The 17,070-nt window shown below is 57.9% G+C and carries 17 protein-coding genes and 1 pseudogene; 4 read left to right on the top strand and 14 right to left on the bottom strand.

What is annotated here, in order from left to right:
- Positions 1-2: 2 nt before the first annotated feature.
- From minE to minC, 3 genes are all read right to left on the bottom strand, one after another.
- Positions 3-257 carry a cell division topological specificity factor MinE gene (minE, locus tag ABH909_RS23310; RefSeq protein WP_007898843.1) on the bottom strand — a complete coding sequence of 85 codons (255 nt, stop codon included), beginning with the start codon at positions 255-257 and terminating at the stop codon, positions 3-5.
- Positions 257-1,069 (bottom strand): septum site-determining protein MinD, encoded by an 813-nt coding sequence (gene minD, locus ABH909_RS23305; RefSeq protein WP_007898841.1) that lies wholly within the window; start codon positions 1,067-1,069, stop codon positions 257-259. Before minD ends, minE begins: the two co-directional genes overlap by 1 nt.
- A gap of 201 nt (positions 1,070-1,270) precedes the next feature.
- Entirely contained in the window at positions 1,271-2,008 is a 738-nt protein-coding gene (gene minC, locus ABH909_RS23300; RefSeq protein ID WP_038980241.1) for a septum site-determining protein MinC, read from the bottom strand.
- A gap of 118 nt (positions 2,009-2,126) precedes the next feature.
- On the opposite strand from minC, the gene ABH909_RS23295 reads away from it, so the two are divergent.
- Both ABH909_RS23295 and ABH909_RS23290 read left to right on the top strand, forming a co-directional pair.
- Entirely contained in the window at positions 2,127-3,059 is a 933-nt protein-coding gene (locus ABH909_RS23295; RefSeq protein WP_429437604.1) for a lipid A biosynthesis lauroyl acyltransferase, read from the top strand.
- Positions 3,060-3,094: 35 nt separating this feature from the next.
- Positions 3,095-4,267 (top strand): patatin-like phospholipase family protein, encoded by a 1,173-nt coding sequence (locus tag ABH909_RS23290; RefSeq protein WP_429437601.1) that lies wholly within the window; start codon positions 3,095-3,097, stop codon positions 4,265-4,267.
- A gap of 141 nt (positions 4,268-4,408) precedes the next feature.
- Here the strand turns inward: ABH909_RS23290 and ABH909_RS23285 are convergent, their stop codons facing one another.
- From ABH909_RS23285 to puuE, 7 genes are all read right to left on the bottom strand, one after another.
- A complete protein-coding gene (locus ABH909_RS23285) occupies positions 4,409-5,194 on the bottom strand; it encodes an outer membrane protein OmpK (protein WP_429437598.1) in 786 nt (261 codons plus the stop codon).
- A 374-nt stretch (positions 5,195-5,568) separates the two neighbouring features.
- On the bottom strand, positions 5,569-6,354 hold the full coding sequence (locus ABH909_RS23280; RefSeq protein ID WP_429437597.1) for an outer membrane protein OmpK: 786 nt from the start codon (positions 6,352-6,354) through the stop codon (positions 5,569-5,571).
- 295 nt (positions 6,355-6,649) lie between these two features.
- Positions 6,650-7,954 carry a urate hydroxylase PuuD gene (locus ABH909_RS23275; RefSeq protein ID WP_429437595.1) on the bottom strand — a complete coding sequence of 435 codons (1,305 nt, stop codon included), beginning with the start codon at positions 7,952-7,954 and terminating at the stop codon, positions 6,650-6,652.
- 50 nt (positions 7,955-8,004) lie between these two features.
- The gene (locus ABH909_RS23270) at positions 8,005-8,508 is read right to left on the bottom strand and encodes an ureidoglycolate lyase (protein WP_218394258.1); all 504 of its coding nucleotides are present in this window, start codon (positions 8,506-8,508) and stop codon (positions 8,005-8,007) included.
- A 156-nt stretch (positions 8,509-8,664) separates the two neighbouring features.
- Entirely contained in the window at positions 8,665-9,660 is a 996-nt protein-coding gene (gene alc / locus ABH909_RS23265; protein WP_429437592.1) for an allantoicase, read from the bottom strand.
- Between the two features lie 90 nt (positions 9,661-9,750).
- On the bottom strand, positions 9,751-10,266 hold the full coding sequence (uraD, locus tag ABH909_RS23260) for a 2-oxo-4-hydroxy-4-carboxy-5-ureidoimidazoline decarboxylase (RefSeq protein WP_429437589.1): 516 nt from the start codon (positions 10,264-10,266) through the stop codon (positions 9,751-9,753).
- Positions 10,263-11,189, bottom strand: coding sequence for an allantoinase PuuE (gene puuE, locus ABH909_RS23255; protein WP_429437587.1), 927 nt, complete (start codon positions 11,187-11,189; stop codon positions 10,263-10,265). Before puuE ends, uraD begins: the two co-directional genes overlap by 4 nt.
- A gap of 433 nt (positions 11,190-11,622) precedes the next feature.
- Between puuE and uraH the strand changes: the two genes are divergently transcribed.
- The gene (uraH, locus tag ABH909_RS23250; protein WP_429437584.1) at positions 11,623-11,976 is read left to right on the top strand and encodes a hydroxyisourate hydrolase; all 354 of its coding nucleotides are present in this window, start codon (positions 11,623-11,625) and stop codon (positions 11,974-11,976) included.
- A 191-nt stretch (positions 11,977-12,167) separates the two neighbouring features.
- Here the strand turns inward: uraH and ABH909_RS23245 are convergent, their stop codons facing one another.
- The 3 genes from ABH909_RS23245 to ABH909_RS23235 all read right to left on the bottom strand — a co-directional run bounded on the left by ABH909_RS23245 (position 12,168) and on the right by ABH909_RS23235 (position 14,981).
- A complete protein-coding gene (locus ABH909_RS23245; RefSeq protein WP_429437581.1) occupies positions 12,168-12,794 on the bottom strand; it encodes a LysE family translocator in 627 nt (208 codons plus the stop codon).
- 78 nt (positions 12,795-12,872) lie between these two features.
- Complete coding sequence (locus ABH909_RS23240) at positions 12,873-14,222, bottom strand: NCS2 family permease (protein WP_429437579.1); 1,350 nt, start codon at positions 14,220-14,222, stop codon at positions 12,873-12,875.
- 312 nt (positions 14,223-14,534) lie between these two features.
- The gene (locus ABH909_RS23235) at positions 14,535-14,981 is read right to left on the bottom strand and encodes a MarR family winged helix-turn-helix transcriptional regulator (RefSeq protein ID WP_429437577.1); all 447 of its coding nucleotides are present in this window, start codon (positions 14,979-14,981) and stop codon (positions 14,535-14,537) included.
- Positions 14,982-15,062: 81 nt separating this feature from the next.
- Here ABH909_RS23235 and ABH909_RS23230 point away from each other — a divergent pair.
- Positions 15,063-16,230: pseudogene (locus tag ABH909_RS23230) on the top strand (PLP-dependent aminotransferase family protein).
- A 189-nt stretch (positions 16,231-16,419) separates the two neighbouring features.
- Here the strand turns inward: ABH909_RS23230 and ABH909_RS23225 are convergent.
- Positions 16,420-16,878 carry a VOC family protein gene (locus ABH909_RS23225; protein ID WP_429437575.1) on the bottom strand — a complete coding sequence of 153 codons (459 nt, stop codon included), beginning with the start codon at positions 16,876-16,878 and terminating at the stop codon, positions 16,420-16,422.
- Positions 16,879-17,070 lie beyond the last annotated feature (192 nt).

Here is a 17,070-nt window from a genome sequence, read left to right as displayed (position 1 = left end):
ACTCAGCGATCTGGCAGGGTGATATTGAGTTCCAGGATCGAGCAGCTGCCCTGGTTTTCCAGAGCGACGTGCACGTCATCGGACCCGATATTGACGTACTTGCGGATCACTTCCACCAGTTCCTTCTGTAAGGCTGGCAGGTAATCCGGCGTACTGCGCTGGCCGCGTTCATGCGCCACGATGATCTGTAGACGCTCTTTCGCTACCGACGCGGTGCTGACCTTTTTACTGGCACGAAAGAAGTCAAAAAGGTTCATTACCTACCTCCAAAAAGTCGCTCGAAGAATCCCTTCTTCTCGACATCGAGGAAACGATGGTCCACGGTTTTACCCAGCAGACGATCGACGGCATCGCTGTACGCCTGACCGGCGTCGCTTTGGTCGTCGAGAATCACAGGGACGCCCTGGTTGGATGCCTTGAGGACGGCTTGCGATTCCGGAATCACACCCAGCAGGGTCACTGCGAGGATTTCCTTGACGTCTTCGACGCCCAGCATTTCACCGTTACTCACGCGTGTCGGGTTGTAGCGGGTCAGCAACAAATGTTCCTTGATCGGGTCTTCGCCGTTTTCGGCACGACGGGACTTACTGGCCAACAGGCCCAGCATGCGGTCCGAGTCACGCACGGAGGAGACTTCCGGGTTGGTCACTACAATCGCTTCGTCAGCGAAGTACATGGCCAGGTGGGCGCCTTTCTCGATGCCCGCCGGAGAGTCGCAGACCACGAATTCGAAGTCTTCCTTGAGCTGCATCAGGACCTTTTCGACGCCTTCGACAGTCAGCGCGTCTTTGTCGCGAGTCTGACTGGCGGCCAGTACGTAGAGGTTTTCCAGACGCTTGTCTTTGATCAGGGCCTGTTGCAGGTTGGCTTCGCCGTTTACCACGTTGACGAAGTCATACACCACGCGGCGCTCGCAACCCATGATCAGGTCGAGGTTACGCAGGCCGACGTCGAAGTCGACGATAACTGTTTTGTGACCACGCAGAGCGAGGCCGGTACCGATAGCGGCGCTGGTGGTGGTCTTACCCACACCACCCTTGCCGGATGTAACCACGAGAATCTTGGCCAAGGTGTTTTACCCCTAAGGAAAAAGGACGTTTAGCCCCTGAAAAACATCTCTTGAAAAACTACTGCAGTCGGACAGCCTTGGCTGGAATCCGGTTCTGAGCGGCGTTTACCCCCGGTAAACACTGCTGTTGGCCTTTTTCCTACTTCGTTTGAGCCGTTTTCGCTACGTTTTAGAGATGCTTGGAAAATGCGGCAGTATCCGTTAAAGCCGAATGATGTTCAACACGTCGCCCGACAGGCTGACTTGCACGCCCGCGCCCCACAATGGATCACGACGCAGATCCTCGGAAACCTTGTAGTGGCCAGCGATGGAGACCAGTTCAGCGGTCATTTGCTGGCAGAAAATCCTGGCTTTCGTGTCACCTTTGACGCCGGCCAAGACACGACCGCGCATCGCGCCGTATACATGGATGTTCCCATCGGCGAGAAGTTCCGCCCCCGGGCTGACCGACGAAATCACCACCAAATCACAACCCTGGGCATAAATCTGCTGGCCCCCGCGTACGGGCGAGGTGATGATTTTGGTCGGTTTGATGGTGGGTTCCGGTGGTTTTTCCGGTTTTTTCGCAACAGTGCCTTCGTGCGGGTCGAGCGGTCGCTCACGGGCGCCGGACGGCGGCAGCACCGGCAGATCGACGGCGATGGCGGCGGCAATGTCCTCGATTCGGCTGGCACGGATCGCCAGGGTGCGCAGGCCATGCTGGCGGCAGATGCGCATCAGCCCGGGCAGATCGACCGAGCCTTCGCTGGCCGGAAGTTTGTCCAGGGCCAGGACCAGCGGCGCATTGCTGAAGAAGTTGGGCGCCTGGGCGACCTTGGCGGCCAGTTGTCGATCAAGGTTCTCGAGGTCGTTACGGGCCAGTTCCAGCACCGTAATGGCGAGCATGCTGCCCTTCAACTGGAACACGGGATCTTGGTCTAGCGGTTCGGTTTGGCTCATGGTCGGCATACAACGACTTGTCACTAAAAGTGCCGAGACTTATAACGAGAACGCCCGCAGGCCGCAAGCCGGGTCGAACGATGTAGAATGCGCGGCCACTGTCTTGACGGAACCTTTAATGGATCGCCCGCAATTTCGAACAGCATTTCTTTCTCCACGTTTCTGGCCGCTGTGGTGTGGCTTGGGGCTGTTGTGGCTGATTGTGCAGTTGCCATATCCGGCATTGCTGTCGGTCGGTCGCGCCCTGGGTGCATTGATGTACCGAGTGGCGGGCGACCGACGGCGCATTGCCAAGCGCAATCTTGAGCTCTGTTTCCCTGAAAAGTCCGCTGCCGAGCGCAAGCGTCTGCTCAAGGAAAACTTCGCCTCCACTGGCATCGCCTTTTTCGAAATGGCCATGAGCTGGTGGTGGTCGCGCAAGCGTCTGGCGAAACTGGCCCACATCGAAGGCCTGGAGCATTTGAAGCAGGCCCAGGCGCAGGGCAAGGGCGTGATTCTGATGGCCGTGCATTTCACCACGCTGGAAATCGGCGCGGCGCTGCTCGGTCAGCAGCACACCATCGATGGCATGTACCGCGAACACAAGAATCCACTGTTCGACTACATCCAGCGTCGTGGCCGCGAGCGGCATAATCTCGACTCGCTGGCGGTGGAGCGCGACGATGTGCGTGGCATGCTCAAACTGCTGCGCTCAGGTCGGGCGATCTGGTACGCGCCGGATCAGGACTACGGTGCCAAGCAAAGTATCTTCGTGCCGTTGTTCGGGATTCAGGCGGCGACCGTCACCGCCACCAGCAAGTTTGCACGGCTGGGCAAGGCATTGGTCGTGCCGTTCACTCAACAACGCCTGGCGGACGGCAGTGGTTATCGGTTGGTGATTCATGCGCCGCTCGAGGGCTTTCCCGGCGAGACGGAAGAGGCTGACTGCATTCGTATCAACCAGTGGGTCGAAAGTGCTTTGCGCGAATGTCCGGAGCAATACCTCTGGGCACATCGCCGCTTCAAGACCCGTCCACCGGGCGAGGCGAAGCTGTACGCCAAACGCGGTTGAGTCACCGATCCCTTTAAGCACCATGGAGTGTTGCGATGAGTTCTGCTGAACCGGTTACAGGGTTGATACTTTCCGGCGGCGGGGCTCGGGCGGCTTATCAGGTGGGCGTGCTGGCGGCGATTGCCGAGCTGCTACCGGTAGGCGCGGCGAATCCGTTTCCGGTGATCGTCGGTACTTCGGCTGGCGCGATCAACGCGGTCAGCCTGGCCAGTGGGGCAATGGACTTTCGCGGCGCGATTCAGCGTCTGACTGCCTTCTGGCAAGGTTTCCGCAGTCATCTGGTATTGCGCAGCGACTGGCCGGGGGTGATCCATCAAGCCACCCGTTTTGTCAGTCACAATCTGATGGGCATTGGCGCCCCGGTGCCAGTGGCCCTGCTCAATAGCTCGCCACTGCGCGGATTACTCAACGACAAACTGCACATGCCCGGAATTGCCGAGGCCATCGCGCAAAAGCAATTGAAAGCGGTGGCGGTCACGGCGTTTGGTTATGAGTCCGGTCAGGCCGTCACGTTTTACCAGGGTGGCGGCACCATCGAATCCTGGTTGCGCCATCGGCGAATCGGCGTGCCGACCCAATTGAGCGTCGAACATTTACTGGCCAGTTCGGCGATTCCGTTGTTGTTTGCGCCGGTGAAAATCGGCGAAGAATATTTTGGCGATGGCGCGGTACGCCAATCGGCACCGATCAGCCCGGCCTTGCACCTGGGTGCCAGCCGCGTGCTGGTGGTGGGTGTCAGCGGCAACCCGCGCGGGGTCGACCCGCAACAGCCGCTGCAACGTGCCTATACCGGTCAGCAGCCGACGCTGGCGCAAATCGGCGGGCACATGCTCAACAGTACGTTCATTGACAGCCTGGAAAGTGACATCGAGTTGTTGCAGCGTCTGAATCAGTTCAGCCATCTGCTGCCCGACGGCGCGCCGAGTCGTGCATTGGGAGCCGCGCCGGTGGAGGTGCTGGTGATTTCGCCGAGTCAGCCGATCGATGAAATTGCAGCGCGGCATCGCCAGGAATTGCCAGCGGCCTTGCGTCTGTTTTTGCGCGGGCCGGGGGCGACCAAGACCAGCGGGGCGGGGGTATTGAGTTATCTGCTGTTCGAGGCGGGGTATTGCAGCGAATTGATCGATCTGGGGCGGCGCGATGCGTTGGCCAAACGGCATGAGTTGTGCCGGTTTCTGGGGTTGGTGGAGCCTGCGGTTCCGGCTTGAGATTTGCGGTGTGGCTTTCGCGAGCAAGCCCGCTCCCACATAGGATCTCCTGTGAACACGTTATTTGTGATCACCGCTGATCAACTGTGGGAGCGGGCTTGCTCGCGAAGGCGTCCTTCCAGACGCCACATAAAGCGAAGATCAGAAGTGAAACTTCACCAGCAAGCTCGTGTTGCTCTGATCGGTCTTGAAGTACTGGCTGTCCTTGATCCCGTACTTGTCTGACCAGTAGTCGTACTCGACACCGACGTACAGCTGCTTCTCGCCGATGTTCACGGCTTTGCCCAAGTCGTATTTGATCTGCGGGTTGAAGTGCAGGTTGGCATGGTAGGTGCCTTTGCTGTTCTGGTCGTTATCGACTACCCAGTCCATGAAACCATCGATCAGGATGTTCGAATCGCCCACGGGAATGGTGTAGGACCACACCGGTGTGATCTGCCAGACGTTGTCACCCGCACGGCTGCCTTCGGTGTGACGCTGATAGAAGTTCAGCTGGAAGTAATCGAACCCGGGAATCGCCAGGTCGAAACCCGGACCGATCAGGTAGGACTCGGTATCGCCCTCACCGAACTCGTACGTCATGGCCAGCAGCACGTCCTTGATCGGGCCGAATTCGATCTTCTGGTCGAGGACCTTGCCCAGCGAAATACGTGGCTGGAACTCCCCGTAATAGGTGTTCGGGCCGGCGTTGAAGTCCTTCTCGCCGTTGTAGAAGATCTTGTCGAGGAAGAAGAAGTTATCGCCGTATTTCCAGGCATCGGCGTGCTCGAAGGTGACGGTTTGCTGAATGCGCGGGTTGACCTGGAAGTCCTTGCCGTAAAGGTAGGTCAGGCTGTTGTTCTGCCATTGCAGCAAGTCGCCTGCCATTGCCTGACCCCCGGCCAGCAAGGATCCTGCGAGCATCAGGCTGGTGCGCGTACGTTTCATTCGGTTGCTCCCAAAAAGTAGGTGTTTCCACGTTATTTTTCTAAGGTCAGCGCTCTGGTGTGGCGCCTTTTCTTCGCTGTAAAAAACAATCCAGTCGGTCAGCTTTAATGCTGTTAGCAAGAGCTGAGCCAAGGCTTTCGAAAAGCCAAAAAACGCCCGTTCGGCTGTTTGAAAACAGTCGATTGAGCGTCAATTGGAGAGGCCTTGGTGCTGTCCAGAGCCGGGATAAGTTGGCTTTCTGGTCAGGAATTAAATCCGCGCTTTTTTTTAGAGCGGATTCGGGCGGGCGCGGAGAATACTGACTCCTTGGCCAGGTCTCAAGTGCCCCGCAACAGAGCACCGGTGACAGGTATCGGGCACGGTTGCGGGCCATCTTAAAAATGCACCTTTACCAGCAGGCTGGCGGTGTTTTGGTGAGTGTCAAAGTTGGCGCTGTTTTCGATTCCGTACTTGTTTTTCCAATAGCTGTATTCGGTGCCGACGTAGACGAATTTCTCGCCCCAGCCCAACGCTTTGCCCAAGTCGTATTTGATCTGCGGATTGATGTGCAAGTTGGCGTGGTAAGTGCCGCGTGCGTTGCGATCGTTGTCCACTACCCAGTCCAGATAGCCATCGATCAACAGGTTCGAATTGCCTAGCGCAACGCTGTAGGACCAGGTGGGAGTGATCTGCCAGACACCATCACCGGGGCGTGGGCCTTCGGTCTGGCGACGATAGAAGTTCAAGGTGAAATAGTTGAAACCCGGCACTGCCAGATCGAATCCCGGGCCAATCAGATACGCTTCGCTGTCGCCTTCGCCGTACTCGTACGTCATGGCCAGCAATACGTCCTTGATCGGGCCAAACTCGAAACGACGGTCGAGCATTTTGCCAAAGGACAGGCGCGGGCTGAATTCGCCATAGAAGGCGTGAGGGCCTTTATTGCGGTCTTCTTCGCCGTTGTAGAAGATCTTGTCGATGAACAGGAAGTTATCACCGTACTTCCATCTGTCGGCGTGCTCGAACGTCACCGTCTGCTGGATCGACGGGTTGATCACGAAATTCTTGCCGTACAGGTAGCTCAGGCTGTTGGTTTGCCACAGCAGTAAATCCCCGGCCATGGCGTGGCTCGCGGCCAACAGGCCAGAGCCCAACAGCACGCTGGTTTTTGTCCGAATCATCTGTTGCTCCCTTTTGTTTTTATTGTTTGAGGCGCAGGCAGCCACCCACTGTGGGGGCGAGCCTGCTTGTGATGGCGTTGGTTCAATCAACATTGATGTTGAATGTCATAGCGTCATCGCGTGCAGGCTCGCTCCCACAAGGGGTGTGTCTTTTAGTGAGTCAGTACGGGTGGGTGTGGCAGTTCGGAATGCAACACCTCGGATCTTTTTTATTTTTGTGATTTGTGTATCAGGTGGATCGTGGCGGGGGGCTTGCTGTGGCCACAAAAGCCCCCTCGCTACAACGGCATGTTGCTTATTGGGTTTGAGCTCCCTGAACAATCCACGCACCAATCAGGTCGCGCTCTTGCTGGGTCATCTGGGTGATGTTGCCCAATGGCATGATCTGGCTGGCAACCGCCTGGGCCTGGATGCGCGGGGCCTGAAGCTTGATCTGCTCCGGGGTATCGAACATCACGCCCGCCGGCGCCGTGCTGAACAGCGGGCTGGTGGGTTTGGCCGAATGGCAGACCGTGCAGCGTTCCTGGATCACGTCGTGCACTTTATCGAAGGCAGGGCCGGCATTGGATGCCTGGGCGGGTGCAGTTGCAGGGGCCGTCGCCGGTGCCGCTTCAACCGGTTTCTTGCCACCGCCCAGGGCGGTTTCCGGCAGCGGCTGGTACTCGATGGCCCCAGGCGCCTTGGCCACTTCAGGGGCGCTGGACATCGGCGCCGGGCCGGTCACGTAGGCCAGGCAGATCATGCCGACAGCCGCGGCGGGCAGGGTCCAGGCAAACTTGTGGCTGTCATGGCGGGTGTTGAAGTAGTGACGCACCAACACCGCCAGCACCGCGATCCCGGCCAGGATCAGCCAGTTGTATTGGCTGCCGTAAGTGCTCGGGAAGTGGTTGCTGATCATGATGAACAGCACCGGCAAGGTGAAGTAGTTGTTGTGCCGCGAACGCAGCAAGCCTTTGGCTGGCAGCGCCGGATCGGGTGTGCGATTCTCGGCAATCGCCGCCACCAATGCCCGTTGGGCCGGCATGATGATGCGGAACACGTTGCCGACCATGATGGTGCCGATGATCGCGCCGACGTGCAGGTACGCACCACGACCGCTGAACACTTTGCTGAAGCCGTAAGCGGCGCCGATGATCAGCACGAACAGGATGACACCGAGCAGGGCAGGGTGTTTGCCCAGGGCCGAATCGCAGAGGAAGGAGTAGATGAACCAGCCGACGAACAACGAGCCGATGCCCAGCAGAACACCTTCAGGGCCGGTCAGGCTGCTGCCCGGAGCGAGCAGGTAGAGCGTCGGGTTGGAGTAGAACACCACGCACAGCAGCGCGACCCCCGACAGCCAGGTGAAGTAGGCTTCCCATTTGAACCAGTGCAGGTTGTCCGGCATGGTCGGTGGAGCCAGTTTGTATTTTTCCAGGTGGTAGATACCGCCGCCATGGATCGCCCACAAATCGCCCGCCAGCCCGTTTTTCGGGTTGACCCGGTTGAGGTTGTTTTCCAGCCAGACGAAATAGAACGACGCGCCGATCCAGGCCACGCCAGTAATCATATGAACCCAGCGCACGCTCAGGTTCAGCCATTCCAACAGATGTGCTTCCACAGTCTTTACCTCTCGCCTGTCACTCTGTCGTCGAGTGATCAGACCTTCTCTTATTGGTGGGGGGCGAGGATCAAACGCTCATCCTCTTTGAAAAAATGCTCATCGCAGTTATTGCCTGTGCCACTGCGATCAACCACCAGGAAGTCATCCCGCTTTTCGATCGTCAGCACCGGGTGGTGCCAGACGCCGCGATGGTAATTAATGCCCTGCCTGCCATTGGTGACGAAGGCGCGGACCAAGCCTGATACAGGTTCATCGCCAAGTGGCGCGACCACGATCAGAAAGGGGTTGCCGAGCAGCGGAATGAAAGCCTGGCTGCCCAGCGGATGACGCTCCAGCATGCAGACGGTCAGCGGCATGTCCTGCGCGTCGGCGCGGAAGATGCTGATGATCGCCTTGTCCTCTGGCGTGGCGGTTTCTACCGTCGCCAGTTTGTGAAAGCGCATGGTCGAACCGTTGTTGATCATGAAGTGATCGCTGCCCTCGGTTTCGATCACGTCACCGAAAGGGGCGAAGGCTTCTTTGGTCAGCGGTTCAATCGTCAATGTGCGCATGCTGGTCTTCTTTTCCGAATTCAGTGTTGTTGGTTCACTTGCTCGCGTGTCGTGCGCGATCCCTGTAGGAGCTGGCGAAGCCTGCGATCTTTTGACTTTGTTTTTAAGATCAAGATCAAAAGATCGCAGCCTGCGGCAGCTCCTACAGGCTCAGCATTATTTCGCGACCTTGCCCAAAACCCGCAGGCGGCTCACGCCCCCATCCGGGAACACATTCAGGCGGATGTGGGTGATCGGGCCCAGTGCCTTGATCTGCTCGGCGAAGGTATGTTCGGCGTGCATTTCCAGCTTCTGGCTTGGCAACAGTTCACGCCAGAACAGCGACTGGGTTTCGATCTGGCTGTCGGTGCCGCCCTTCACGAGTGCACCCTGGATCGAACAAGTGTCCGGGTAGTTGCCCTTGAAGTGCAGGGTGTCGACGATGACTTTCTCGATCTCGCCGGCATGGCCCAGCGCGACGATCACCCAGTCATTGCCCGGCGTGCGACGACGGGCGGTTTCCCAGCCGTCGCCCATGTTGATGCCACGCCCCGGGTTGAGGATGTTGCTCATGCGGCCAAAATGTTCATCGGAGCAGGCCAGCGCACGGCCGCCGTTCAGGGCTGCGGCCAGATCGATTTGTTCGTTGTCGCCCACAGCGGACCAGTCGCGGTACGGAATGCCATACACACGCAGACGGGCCACGCCGCCATCCGGATAGATGTTGAAACGCAGATGGCTGAAGGCCTGGTCATTGCTGATTTCGTGGTAGTGGTGGCTGTTGCCTTGCAGCTCGACGGCCGACAGCACTTCAGTCCACTGGGTGTTTTCGTCCGGCTCGCCCGACGCCAGGAAGCAGGCTTGCAGCGAAGCCGATGGCGGGTAGTTGCCGGTGAAGAATGAAGTGTCGATGTCCACGCCTTTGATCGAGCCCGGTACGCCCAGGCGGATCACCGCGCTGTCGTAGCCTTCGAAGCGCTTGCGGCGCGACTCCCAGCCGTCCATCCACTTGCCGTTGTCATCGAACACGCCCTCCTTCCACACGGCCGGGGTCGGTTGGAACAGACGGTTGGCGTCGGCGAACCAGTCATCGGTGACCGAGATGATTTTGGTGCCCAGACGGGCGTCGGCCAGGTTGACGAACTTCTCGAAAGGTACGGCGTAAGCTTTCATTCTTCTTGTCTGCCTTTAAATAAGTTGGCTTGGGATGCTTGCAGGCCCTGGGTGTTTTCGGCGTTCATGAATCCACTCGGGCCAGGCTTGCTATAGGGTCAGTAATCGGAACAGGGCGATCTTGTTAATCTCCGCCAGCGCGCATTTGAATTCGGTGTCGACCGAGTTGTGAATGCGCGTTTCGAACGCCGCGAGGATCTGATGCCGGTTGCTGCCTTTTACCGCCATGATGAAGGGAAACTTGAACTTGGCTTTGTAGGCGTCGTTCAGCTCGGTGAAGCGCTGGAACTCATCGCTCGAGCATTGGTGAATACCGGCGCCAGCCTGTTCATTCGTGCTGGCTTCGGTCAGTTCGCCCTGGACGGCGGCTTTGCCGGCCAGGTCCGGGTGAGCGTTGATCAGGGCCAATTGGCTTGTGTGATCAGCGCTCAACAAGATGTCGCTCATACGCTGGTGCAGGGTTTCGATCTCGTCGATCGAAGCGTCCTGGCCCAGGTCGAAGGCCTTCTCGGCCACCCATGGCGAGTGTTCGTAAATGTCGGCGAAGGCGGCGACAAAGGCGTCGCGGCTCAGGGTCGATGGTTTCAGGGTCTGGAAGCGGCTCATTTCGCGGCCCCTTGATACGGGTGGTTTGCGTGCCAGTGGCGAGCGATGTCGACTCGGCGGCTGAACCACACCTGTTCATGACTTTTAGCGTATTCGATAAAGCGCTTGAGCGAAGCCAGGCGCGCCGGACGGCCGATCAGCCGGCAGTGCAGGCCGATCGACAACATCTTCGGCGCTTCGGCGCCTTCGGCGTACAGCACATCGAATGCGTCTTTCAAGTATTCAAAAAAATCGTCGCCCTTGTTGAAACCCTGAACCTGAGTGAAGCGCATGTCGTTGGTGTCCAGGGTGTAGGGGATCACCAGATGCGCCTTGCCGGTCGGGTTGTTCGGTTCCCAGTAGGGCAGGTCGTCGTCGTAGGTGTCGCAGTCGTAGAGGAAACCGCCTTCTTCCATCACTAGTCGACGGGTGTTGGGGCCGGTGCGACCGGTGTACCAGCCCAGTGGGCGCTCGCCGGTGATTTCGGTGAGGATGCGGATCGCTTCGAGCATGTGCTCGCGTTCCTGCGCTTCATCCATGTACTGGTAGTCGATCCAGCGATAGCCGTGACTGCAGATTTCATGGCCAGCATCGACCATGGCGCGGATCACGTCCGGGTGGCGCTGGGCGGCCATGGCCACGGCGAAGATGGTCAACGGGATGTCGAATTCCTTGAACAGTTTCAAAACCCGCCAGACGCCGGCACGGCTGCCATACTCGTAAAGGGATTCCATGCTCATATTGCGCTCGCCTTGCAGCGGCTGCGCCGAGACCATCTCCGAGAGGAACGCTTCGGACTCTTTGTCGCCGTGCAGGATATTGCGCTCGCCACCTTCCTCGTAGTTGAGCACGAAGGACAGCGCGATGCGGGCATTGCCCGGCCAGTGTGGGTGAGGAGGGTTACTGCCGTAACCGATCAGGTCGCGTGGGTAGTCAGCGCTCACTGCAGTCTTCCTTCTTGTTCGTGTCGACTTGTTCAAAGTCAGGGTGTGCGTGGCGGCCTGGCGATGAGAGGGCAGGCTGGCGTCACAGCGATGGAGTGATTGTATACAACTTTATATTCACTTTGTAAGCCTGTTTTTTTGCATTTTTCATTGGCTATGCACTTTGAAGGGTACTGCAAGAAACCTGCCTGACTGGTCAGCTAATGGATAGGAGGTCCCCTGATCTTATGGTTCGGCGCAAGATTCGCTGATAAACCCTGAATGGAGGTGGTAGCGGTAAAAATGTCGTTTTTATTGTGTACAATTTTTATGAAAAGTGTCTTAATCAGTCGCTCGCCGCAACTTTTCGTGCTCCGAAACGGTGCGGTCTCCTTTCACCTGACTTCGGGAGGCGCGAGGTCTGACTGCTCCATGCAGCAGGCGCGCAGAATCAATGGGACGTTTGACTACACACGTTTTGGACGCTGCACACGGTTGCCCGGGAAGCTCGATCAAGGTCGAGTTGTACCGCGTCGAAGGTTCGCAGCTGGAATTGGTCGCCACTGCGATTACCAACAGCGACGGTCGTGTCGATTCGCCGCTGCTGCAAAGTGATGACTATCGGTCCGGGGTCTATCAGCTTCAGTTTCATGCGGGGGATTACTACCGCGGCCGTGGGGTTCAGTTGCCCGAGCCTGCATTCCTTGATGTGGTGGTGCTGCGTTTCGGCATCTCTGCGGAACAGGATCACTACCACGTGCCGTTGTTGATTTCGCCGTATAGCTATTCCACGTACCGGGGCAGTTGATCCCCCAAGCAGCTGCCTCCTCCGAGAAGCGACTGCGCATATAGCTTCTTTGGTCTTTCGCCCGCTCACACTGCGGGCTTTTTTTGCCTTAGGCAAAGTCAAAAGATCGCAGCCTTCGGCAGCTCCTACATGGTTTTTGCGTACACCTGTAGGAGCTGCCGAAGGCTGCGATCCTTTGATCTTGCTTTACCTCAACGACTCAACAACGACGCCGCACCCGCCCCGCTAAACAACCCCGCACTCACCCGGTTAAACCAGCTCTGCCCTTTGCCACTGCGCAAATACCGCGCAGCGCCATGGGCACCGAGCCCATAAGCCAATTTGCACAGCAGATCCAGCACAGTCCAGGTCACAATCATCACCAGCAACTGCGGCAAGAAGGGTTGCTCGGCACTCAAAAACTGCGGCAGAAAAGCGGCGAAGAACAAAATGTCTTTCGGATTGCTCGCGCCAAGCATGAACGCGCGCCCGAACAGTGCACGAAAACGCGGTACCGGCGCAGCCTGGGGCACTTCGGCGCCTTGGAAGGGCTGACGTGATTGCTGCCAGCTCTGCCAGGCGAGATAGAACAGGTACAGCGCGCCGACGATTTTCAGAGCGCTGAACAGCTGTTCCGACGCCAGTAACAAAGCGCCCAGACCCAAAGCCGAAGCACTGAGCAGGCAGATCGACGCAATCACGCCGCCCAGAAACGCCGGGTAAGAACGGCGCAAACCGTAATTCAGACTGTTGCTGATCATCAGCAACGACAGTGGCCCCGGAATCAGGATCACCACCAGCGCAGCGCCGCTGAACAGCAGCCAGGTTTCCAGACTCATCACTTTCTCCCTATGTGCAAAAGCCCCACCCGACGGGGTGAGGCTGTTTTGAAGCACTGTTGTTGAAACGTAGACGGCTTACAAGAAAATGAACTTGGCGATGAAGATCGCGCAGAGCACCCACAGACTGATGGAAATTTCCTTGTGTTTACCGGTGAAAGCCTTCAGCACCACATAAGTGATAAAGCCCAGCGCGATACCGTCGGCGACCGAGAAGGTCAGCGGCATCATGATCGCGGTAACAATCGCCGGAATGCTGTCCGTCGCTTCATCCCATTCGATGTGCGCCATGCCGCCCATCATCAGCATCGCCACATAAATCAGCGCACCGGCGGTTGCATAAGCGGGGATCATGCCAGCCAGCGGTGCGAAAAACATCGCGGCAATAAATAGCACACCTACGGTCACGGCGGTAAGACCAGTCCGACCACCCGCGGCGACACCCGCGGCACTTTCCACGTAGCTGGTGACGGGCGGAACACCGACCACCGCGCCGAATACACTGGAAGCACTGTCGGCTTTGAGGGCGCGGGAAAGGTTTTCGATCTTGCCGTCAGCGTTTACCAGACCGGCGCGTTGTGCAACGCCCATCAAGGTGCCAGCGGTGTCGAACATGTGCACAAAGAGGAAGGCCAGCACCACGCTGATCATGCTGATATTGAATACACCGGCGACGTCCATGGCCATCCACGTCGGAGCGAGGCTCGGCGGGGCAGACATGATGCCCTCGTAATGCACCAGACCAAGGCCCCAACCGGCCAGGGTCACGGTGATGATGCTGATGAGAATCGCGCCGAATACTTTGTGGTAGCTGAGCACGGCAATCATCAGGAAGCAGATGGCCGCCAGCAACGGGCCAGGTTCGCGCAGGGAACCGAGCTTGATCAGGGTGGCCGGGCTGTCGACCACGATACCCGCGGTTTTCAAACCGATCAGCCCCAGAAACAGCCCCACACCGGCGCCCATGGCAAAGCGCAAACTCACTGGAATGCTATTGAGCAGCCATTCGCGGATCCTGGAAAAAGTCAGGAACATGAACAACACACCGGAGACGAACACCGCACCGAGCGCGGTTTCCCAGTTGTAGCCCATGGTGCCGACCACGGTGTAGGTGAAGAACGCGTTCAGGCCCATGCCCGGCGCCAGGCCGACCGGCCAGTTGGCGTACAGCCCCATCAACAGACAACCCAGCGCGGCGGCGATGCAAGTGGCGACGAACGCCGCCCCGTGATCGATGCCGGCATCGGCCATGATGTTCGGGTTGACGAAGATGATGTAGGCCATGGTGATGAAGGTTGTCAGACCGGCGATCAGCTCGGTCTTCACCGTGGTGCCGTGCAAGCTGAGTTTGAAGATGCGCTCCAGCCAGCCATTGCGTAATGGCGGCGAGAGTTCCAGCGTCGGGGCTTCGGATTTGCGGCTTTCCACAGCGAGTACTCCTCAAGAGTTTTATTGTTATTTCCAGGGCCGGACCCATGAGGGCGGCAGCGACCCTTTGAGGTGCTTGCGAATTTGTTGACTTGCTGGTCAGAAACTCGCACGAAGCGAATTATGCTTTTGTATACAAATAAAGCAAATAATGTTTTTGGTTTTGTAGACGAAAAGTTTGGCAATAGGGATATATCGCCAGGAAGGACGCCTTCAAGGGCAAGCCCGCTCCCACAGGTGAGCGCATTCCCCTGTGGGAGCGTGGCTTGCCCGCGATAGCTTTAGATCAGTCGATACACATGCCGCGGATAGTCAGTCAGCTGTCACCTGACTTTTACCCAGCGCGAGATTCACCGCCAACCACCCATTCACCGCCGTCTCCCCGGCCTCGGCAAACACCCGCTCCAGCAATTTCACCTGCTCGCGCCGCAACGACTGTTCGAACCGCGCACCTTCTGCAGTCAGTTCCAGCAATCGCTTACGCTTGTCGGTTTCGGACGCGACGCTATTCACCAAATGCATTTCCACCAACTGACGCAGCGGCATGTTCAGCGCCTGTTTGCTCACGCCCAGCAACGCCAGCAACTCCTTGACGCTGAGGGCAGGGTAGCGGGCGATGAAAAACACGATGCGTTGATGCACCCGGCTCAAGCCGCGACGCTCGAGCATTTCGTCGGCTTTGGCGGTGAACGCCTGGTAACCGAAGAAAAACGCTTCCATGGCTTGTTGCTGAGTGCTGGGGTTTTTAAGGTCAAGCATATTGACGTATCCGTTCGGTCTGTCGTAGTTTCGGTCAACCAGTTTGACTCATTTTCCTCAGGCCTCGCTACCGGTGACCCCATGGCTTTTTCCGAACGTGTCTCGCGCCTTAAAAGTTCTTTGATCCGTGAAATCCTCGCCGCCGCCCAGCGCCCGGAGGTGATGTCGTTTGCCGGTGGCTTGCCGGCCGAAGCCATGCTGCCGAAAGTCGAGTGGGCGGACATGCCGCTGTCCATGGGGCAATACGGTATGAGTGAAGGCGAACCGGCGCTACGTGAAGCACTGGCAGCCGAAGCCCGAGCGTTGGGTGTGCCGTGCGAGGCAAGTCAGGTGCTGGTGGTCAGCGGCTCCCAGCAAACCCTTGATCTGGCGGCCAAGCTCTACATCGACAAAGGCACCGAGATCCTGCTTGAAGGGCCGACTTACCTGGCAGCGTTGCAGATCTTCCAATTGTTCGGTGCCGACTGCATCACCGTCCCACAGGAAGCCGATGGCCCGAACCTGGCGCAATTGCGCAACCGTCTTGAAAAACACAAGCCAGCGTTCATTTACCTGATTCCGACGTTTCAGAACCCCTCGGCGGTGCGCTACAGCGAGGCCAAGCGCGACGCGGTAGCGGCGTTGCTCGACGAGTTCGGCGTGACCTTGATCGAAGACGAACCCTACCGCGAACTGACCTTCGACGGCGGCAGTGCCACGCCGATCGTCAGTCGCTTGAACAAGGCCAGCTGGATCTACACGAGTACCGTATCGAAAACCCTGTTACCGGGCCTGCGGGTCGGTTACCTGATCGCCAGCCCAGACCTGTTCCCGCACTTGTTGCGGCTCAAGCAATCGGCCGATCTGCACACCAACCGCATTGGCCAGTGGCAAGCGCTGCAATGGATCGGCACTGAGAAATACCAGCAGCACCTAAGCGAGTTACGGGACTTCTATCGGGTTCGTCGGGATGCGTTTCAGTCAGCCTTGGAAACGCACTTTTCCGATCTGGCGCAGTGGAATGTGCCGCAAGGGGGGGCTGTTTTTCTGGCTGACGCTCAAGCAGCCGCTGGATACGCGCACGCTGCTCAAGGCTGCGCTGGCTGCAGATGTAGCGTTTATGCCAGGCGAACCGTTTTTCCCCGACCCGGACAATAACCTTGGTCATATGCGGCTGAACTTCAGCCACATCGACCCGGTACGGCTGGGAGAAGGCCTCAAGCGATTGGCGGTGGTGGTGCGTCAGGCTCAAGCCGCAGAAGCGGCTTGAGGGGATGGCGTAAACAAATAAACCGGTCAATCGGCCGGTTTGTTTTTTGTCTGTGATTTGCAGTGGTTGTGCCGGCCTCTTCGCGAGCGAACCCGCTCTAAATTGAATCTGTTTTAAACACAAAATCCATTCAAATCAAAATCTGTGGGAGCGATGCTCACGAAGAGGTCCGAATATTCATTGAAAAATTCAACCCTGCTTAAACATCTCCTTCGCCCGCTGTTCGATCTGCTCCTGAGTCAGATCCTCCTTGTGCGTGGCCAAAAACCATAGATGCCCGTAGGGATCTTTCAAAGTCCCCGAACGGTCGCCATAAAACTGATCCTTGACCTCCGAGACCACCGTGGCACCGGCATCGATGGCCTGTTTAAAGGACTTGTCCACATCGTTCACATACAGATGCAGCCCCACGGACGGTGACGTGTCCGGGTTGCTCAATGGGCCCTGGTCGCAGGGCGTGCCCAGCATGATCGGGCAGTCACCAATACGCAGCTCAGCATGCCCGATGCCGCCATCAGGCATGGCCAGGCGCATGACTTCGGTGGCGCCAAAGGCCTTCTTGTAGAAGTCGATGGCTTCGGCAGCTTTCTGAATGCCCAGATACGGGGTGATGCTGTGATAACCCTCTGGAATAGGTTTTACGCTCATGACGGTTCTCCTTTTGTTGTGGGGTTAAGGTGTTCCTTCGCCGATTTCCGGTCGAGTAACTATAGGTCAGCCCTTTTCCCGCAGCCGAGTGCCCGACGAGCAGTTGCCCAAAACTGCAATCTCTTGATCCGATATCCACTATCGAGAGCGTTGATTTCTGGCCTTCGAGCGGCACGGGTAGCCTGTGTTCAT

It is taken from the genome of Pseudomonas sp. BS3782 TE3695 (assembly GCF_050435305.1).
In the GTDB taxonomy this organism is placed as follows: Bacteria; Pseudomonadota; Gammaproteobacteria; order Pseudomonadales; family Pseudomonadaceae; genus Aquipseudomonas.
This window is presented reverse-complemented; position numbering and strand designations above follow the sequence as displayed.

What these genes read in the sequence shown, in the direction of transcription:
- minE (WP_007898843.1), bottom strand. Translation starts at nt 257, where the DNA reads ATGAACCTTTTTGACTTCTTTCGTGCCAGTAAAAAGGTCAGCACCGCG.
- minC (WP_038980241.1), bottom strand. Translation starts at nt 2,008, where the DNA reads ATGAGCCAAACCGAACCGCTAGACCAAGATCCCGTGTTCCAGTTGAAG.
- ABH909_RS23295 (WP_429437604.1), top strand. Translation starts at nt 2,127, where the DNA reads ATGGATCGCCCGCAATTTCGAACAGCATTTCTTTCTCCACGTTTCTGG.
- ABH909_RS23290 (WP_429437601.1), top strand. Translation starts at nt 3,095, where the DNA reads ATGAGTTCTGCTGAACCGGTTACAGGGTTGATACTTTCCGGCGGCGGG.
- ABH909_RS23285 (WP_429437598.1), bottom strand. Translation starts at nt 5,194, where the DNA reads ATGAAACGTACGCGCACCAGCCTGATGCTCGCAGGATCCTTGCTGGCC.
- ABH909_RS23280 (WP_429437597.1), bottom strand. Translation starts at nt 6,354, where the DNA reads ATGATTCGGACAAAAACCAGCGTGCTGTTGGGCTCTGGCCTGTTGGCC.
- ABH909_RS23270 (WP_218394258.1), bottom strand. Translation starts at nt 8,508, where the DNA reads ATGCGCACATTGACGATTGAACCGCTGACCAAAGAAGCCTTCGCCCCT.
- alc (WP_429437592.1), bottom strand. Translation starts at nt 9,660, where the DNA reads ATGAAAGCTTACGCCGTACCTTTCGAGAAGTTCGTCAACCTGGCCGAC.
- uraD (WP_429437589.1), bottom strand. Translation starts at nt 10,266, where the DNA reads ATGAGCCGCTTCCAGACCCTGAAACCATCGACCCTGAGCCGCGACGCC.
- uraH (WP_429437584.1), top strand. Translation starts at nt 11,623, where the DNA reads ATGGGACGTTTGACTACACACGTTTTGGACGCTGCACACGGTTGCCCG.
- ABH909_RS23245 (WP_429437581.1), bottom strand. Translation starts at nt 12,794, where the DNA reads ATGAGTCTGGAAACCTGGCTGCTGTTCAGCGGCGCTGCGCTGGTGGTG.
- ABH909_RS23235 (WP_429437577.1), bottom strand. Translation starts at nt 14,981, where the DNA reads ATGCTTGACCTTAAAAACCCCAGCACTCAGCAACAAGCCATGGAAGCG.
- ABH909_RS23225 (WP_429437575.1), bottom strand. Translation starts at nt 16,878, where the DNA reads ATGAGCGTAAAACCTATTCCAGAGGGTTATCACAGCATCACCCCGTAT.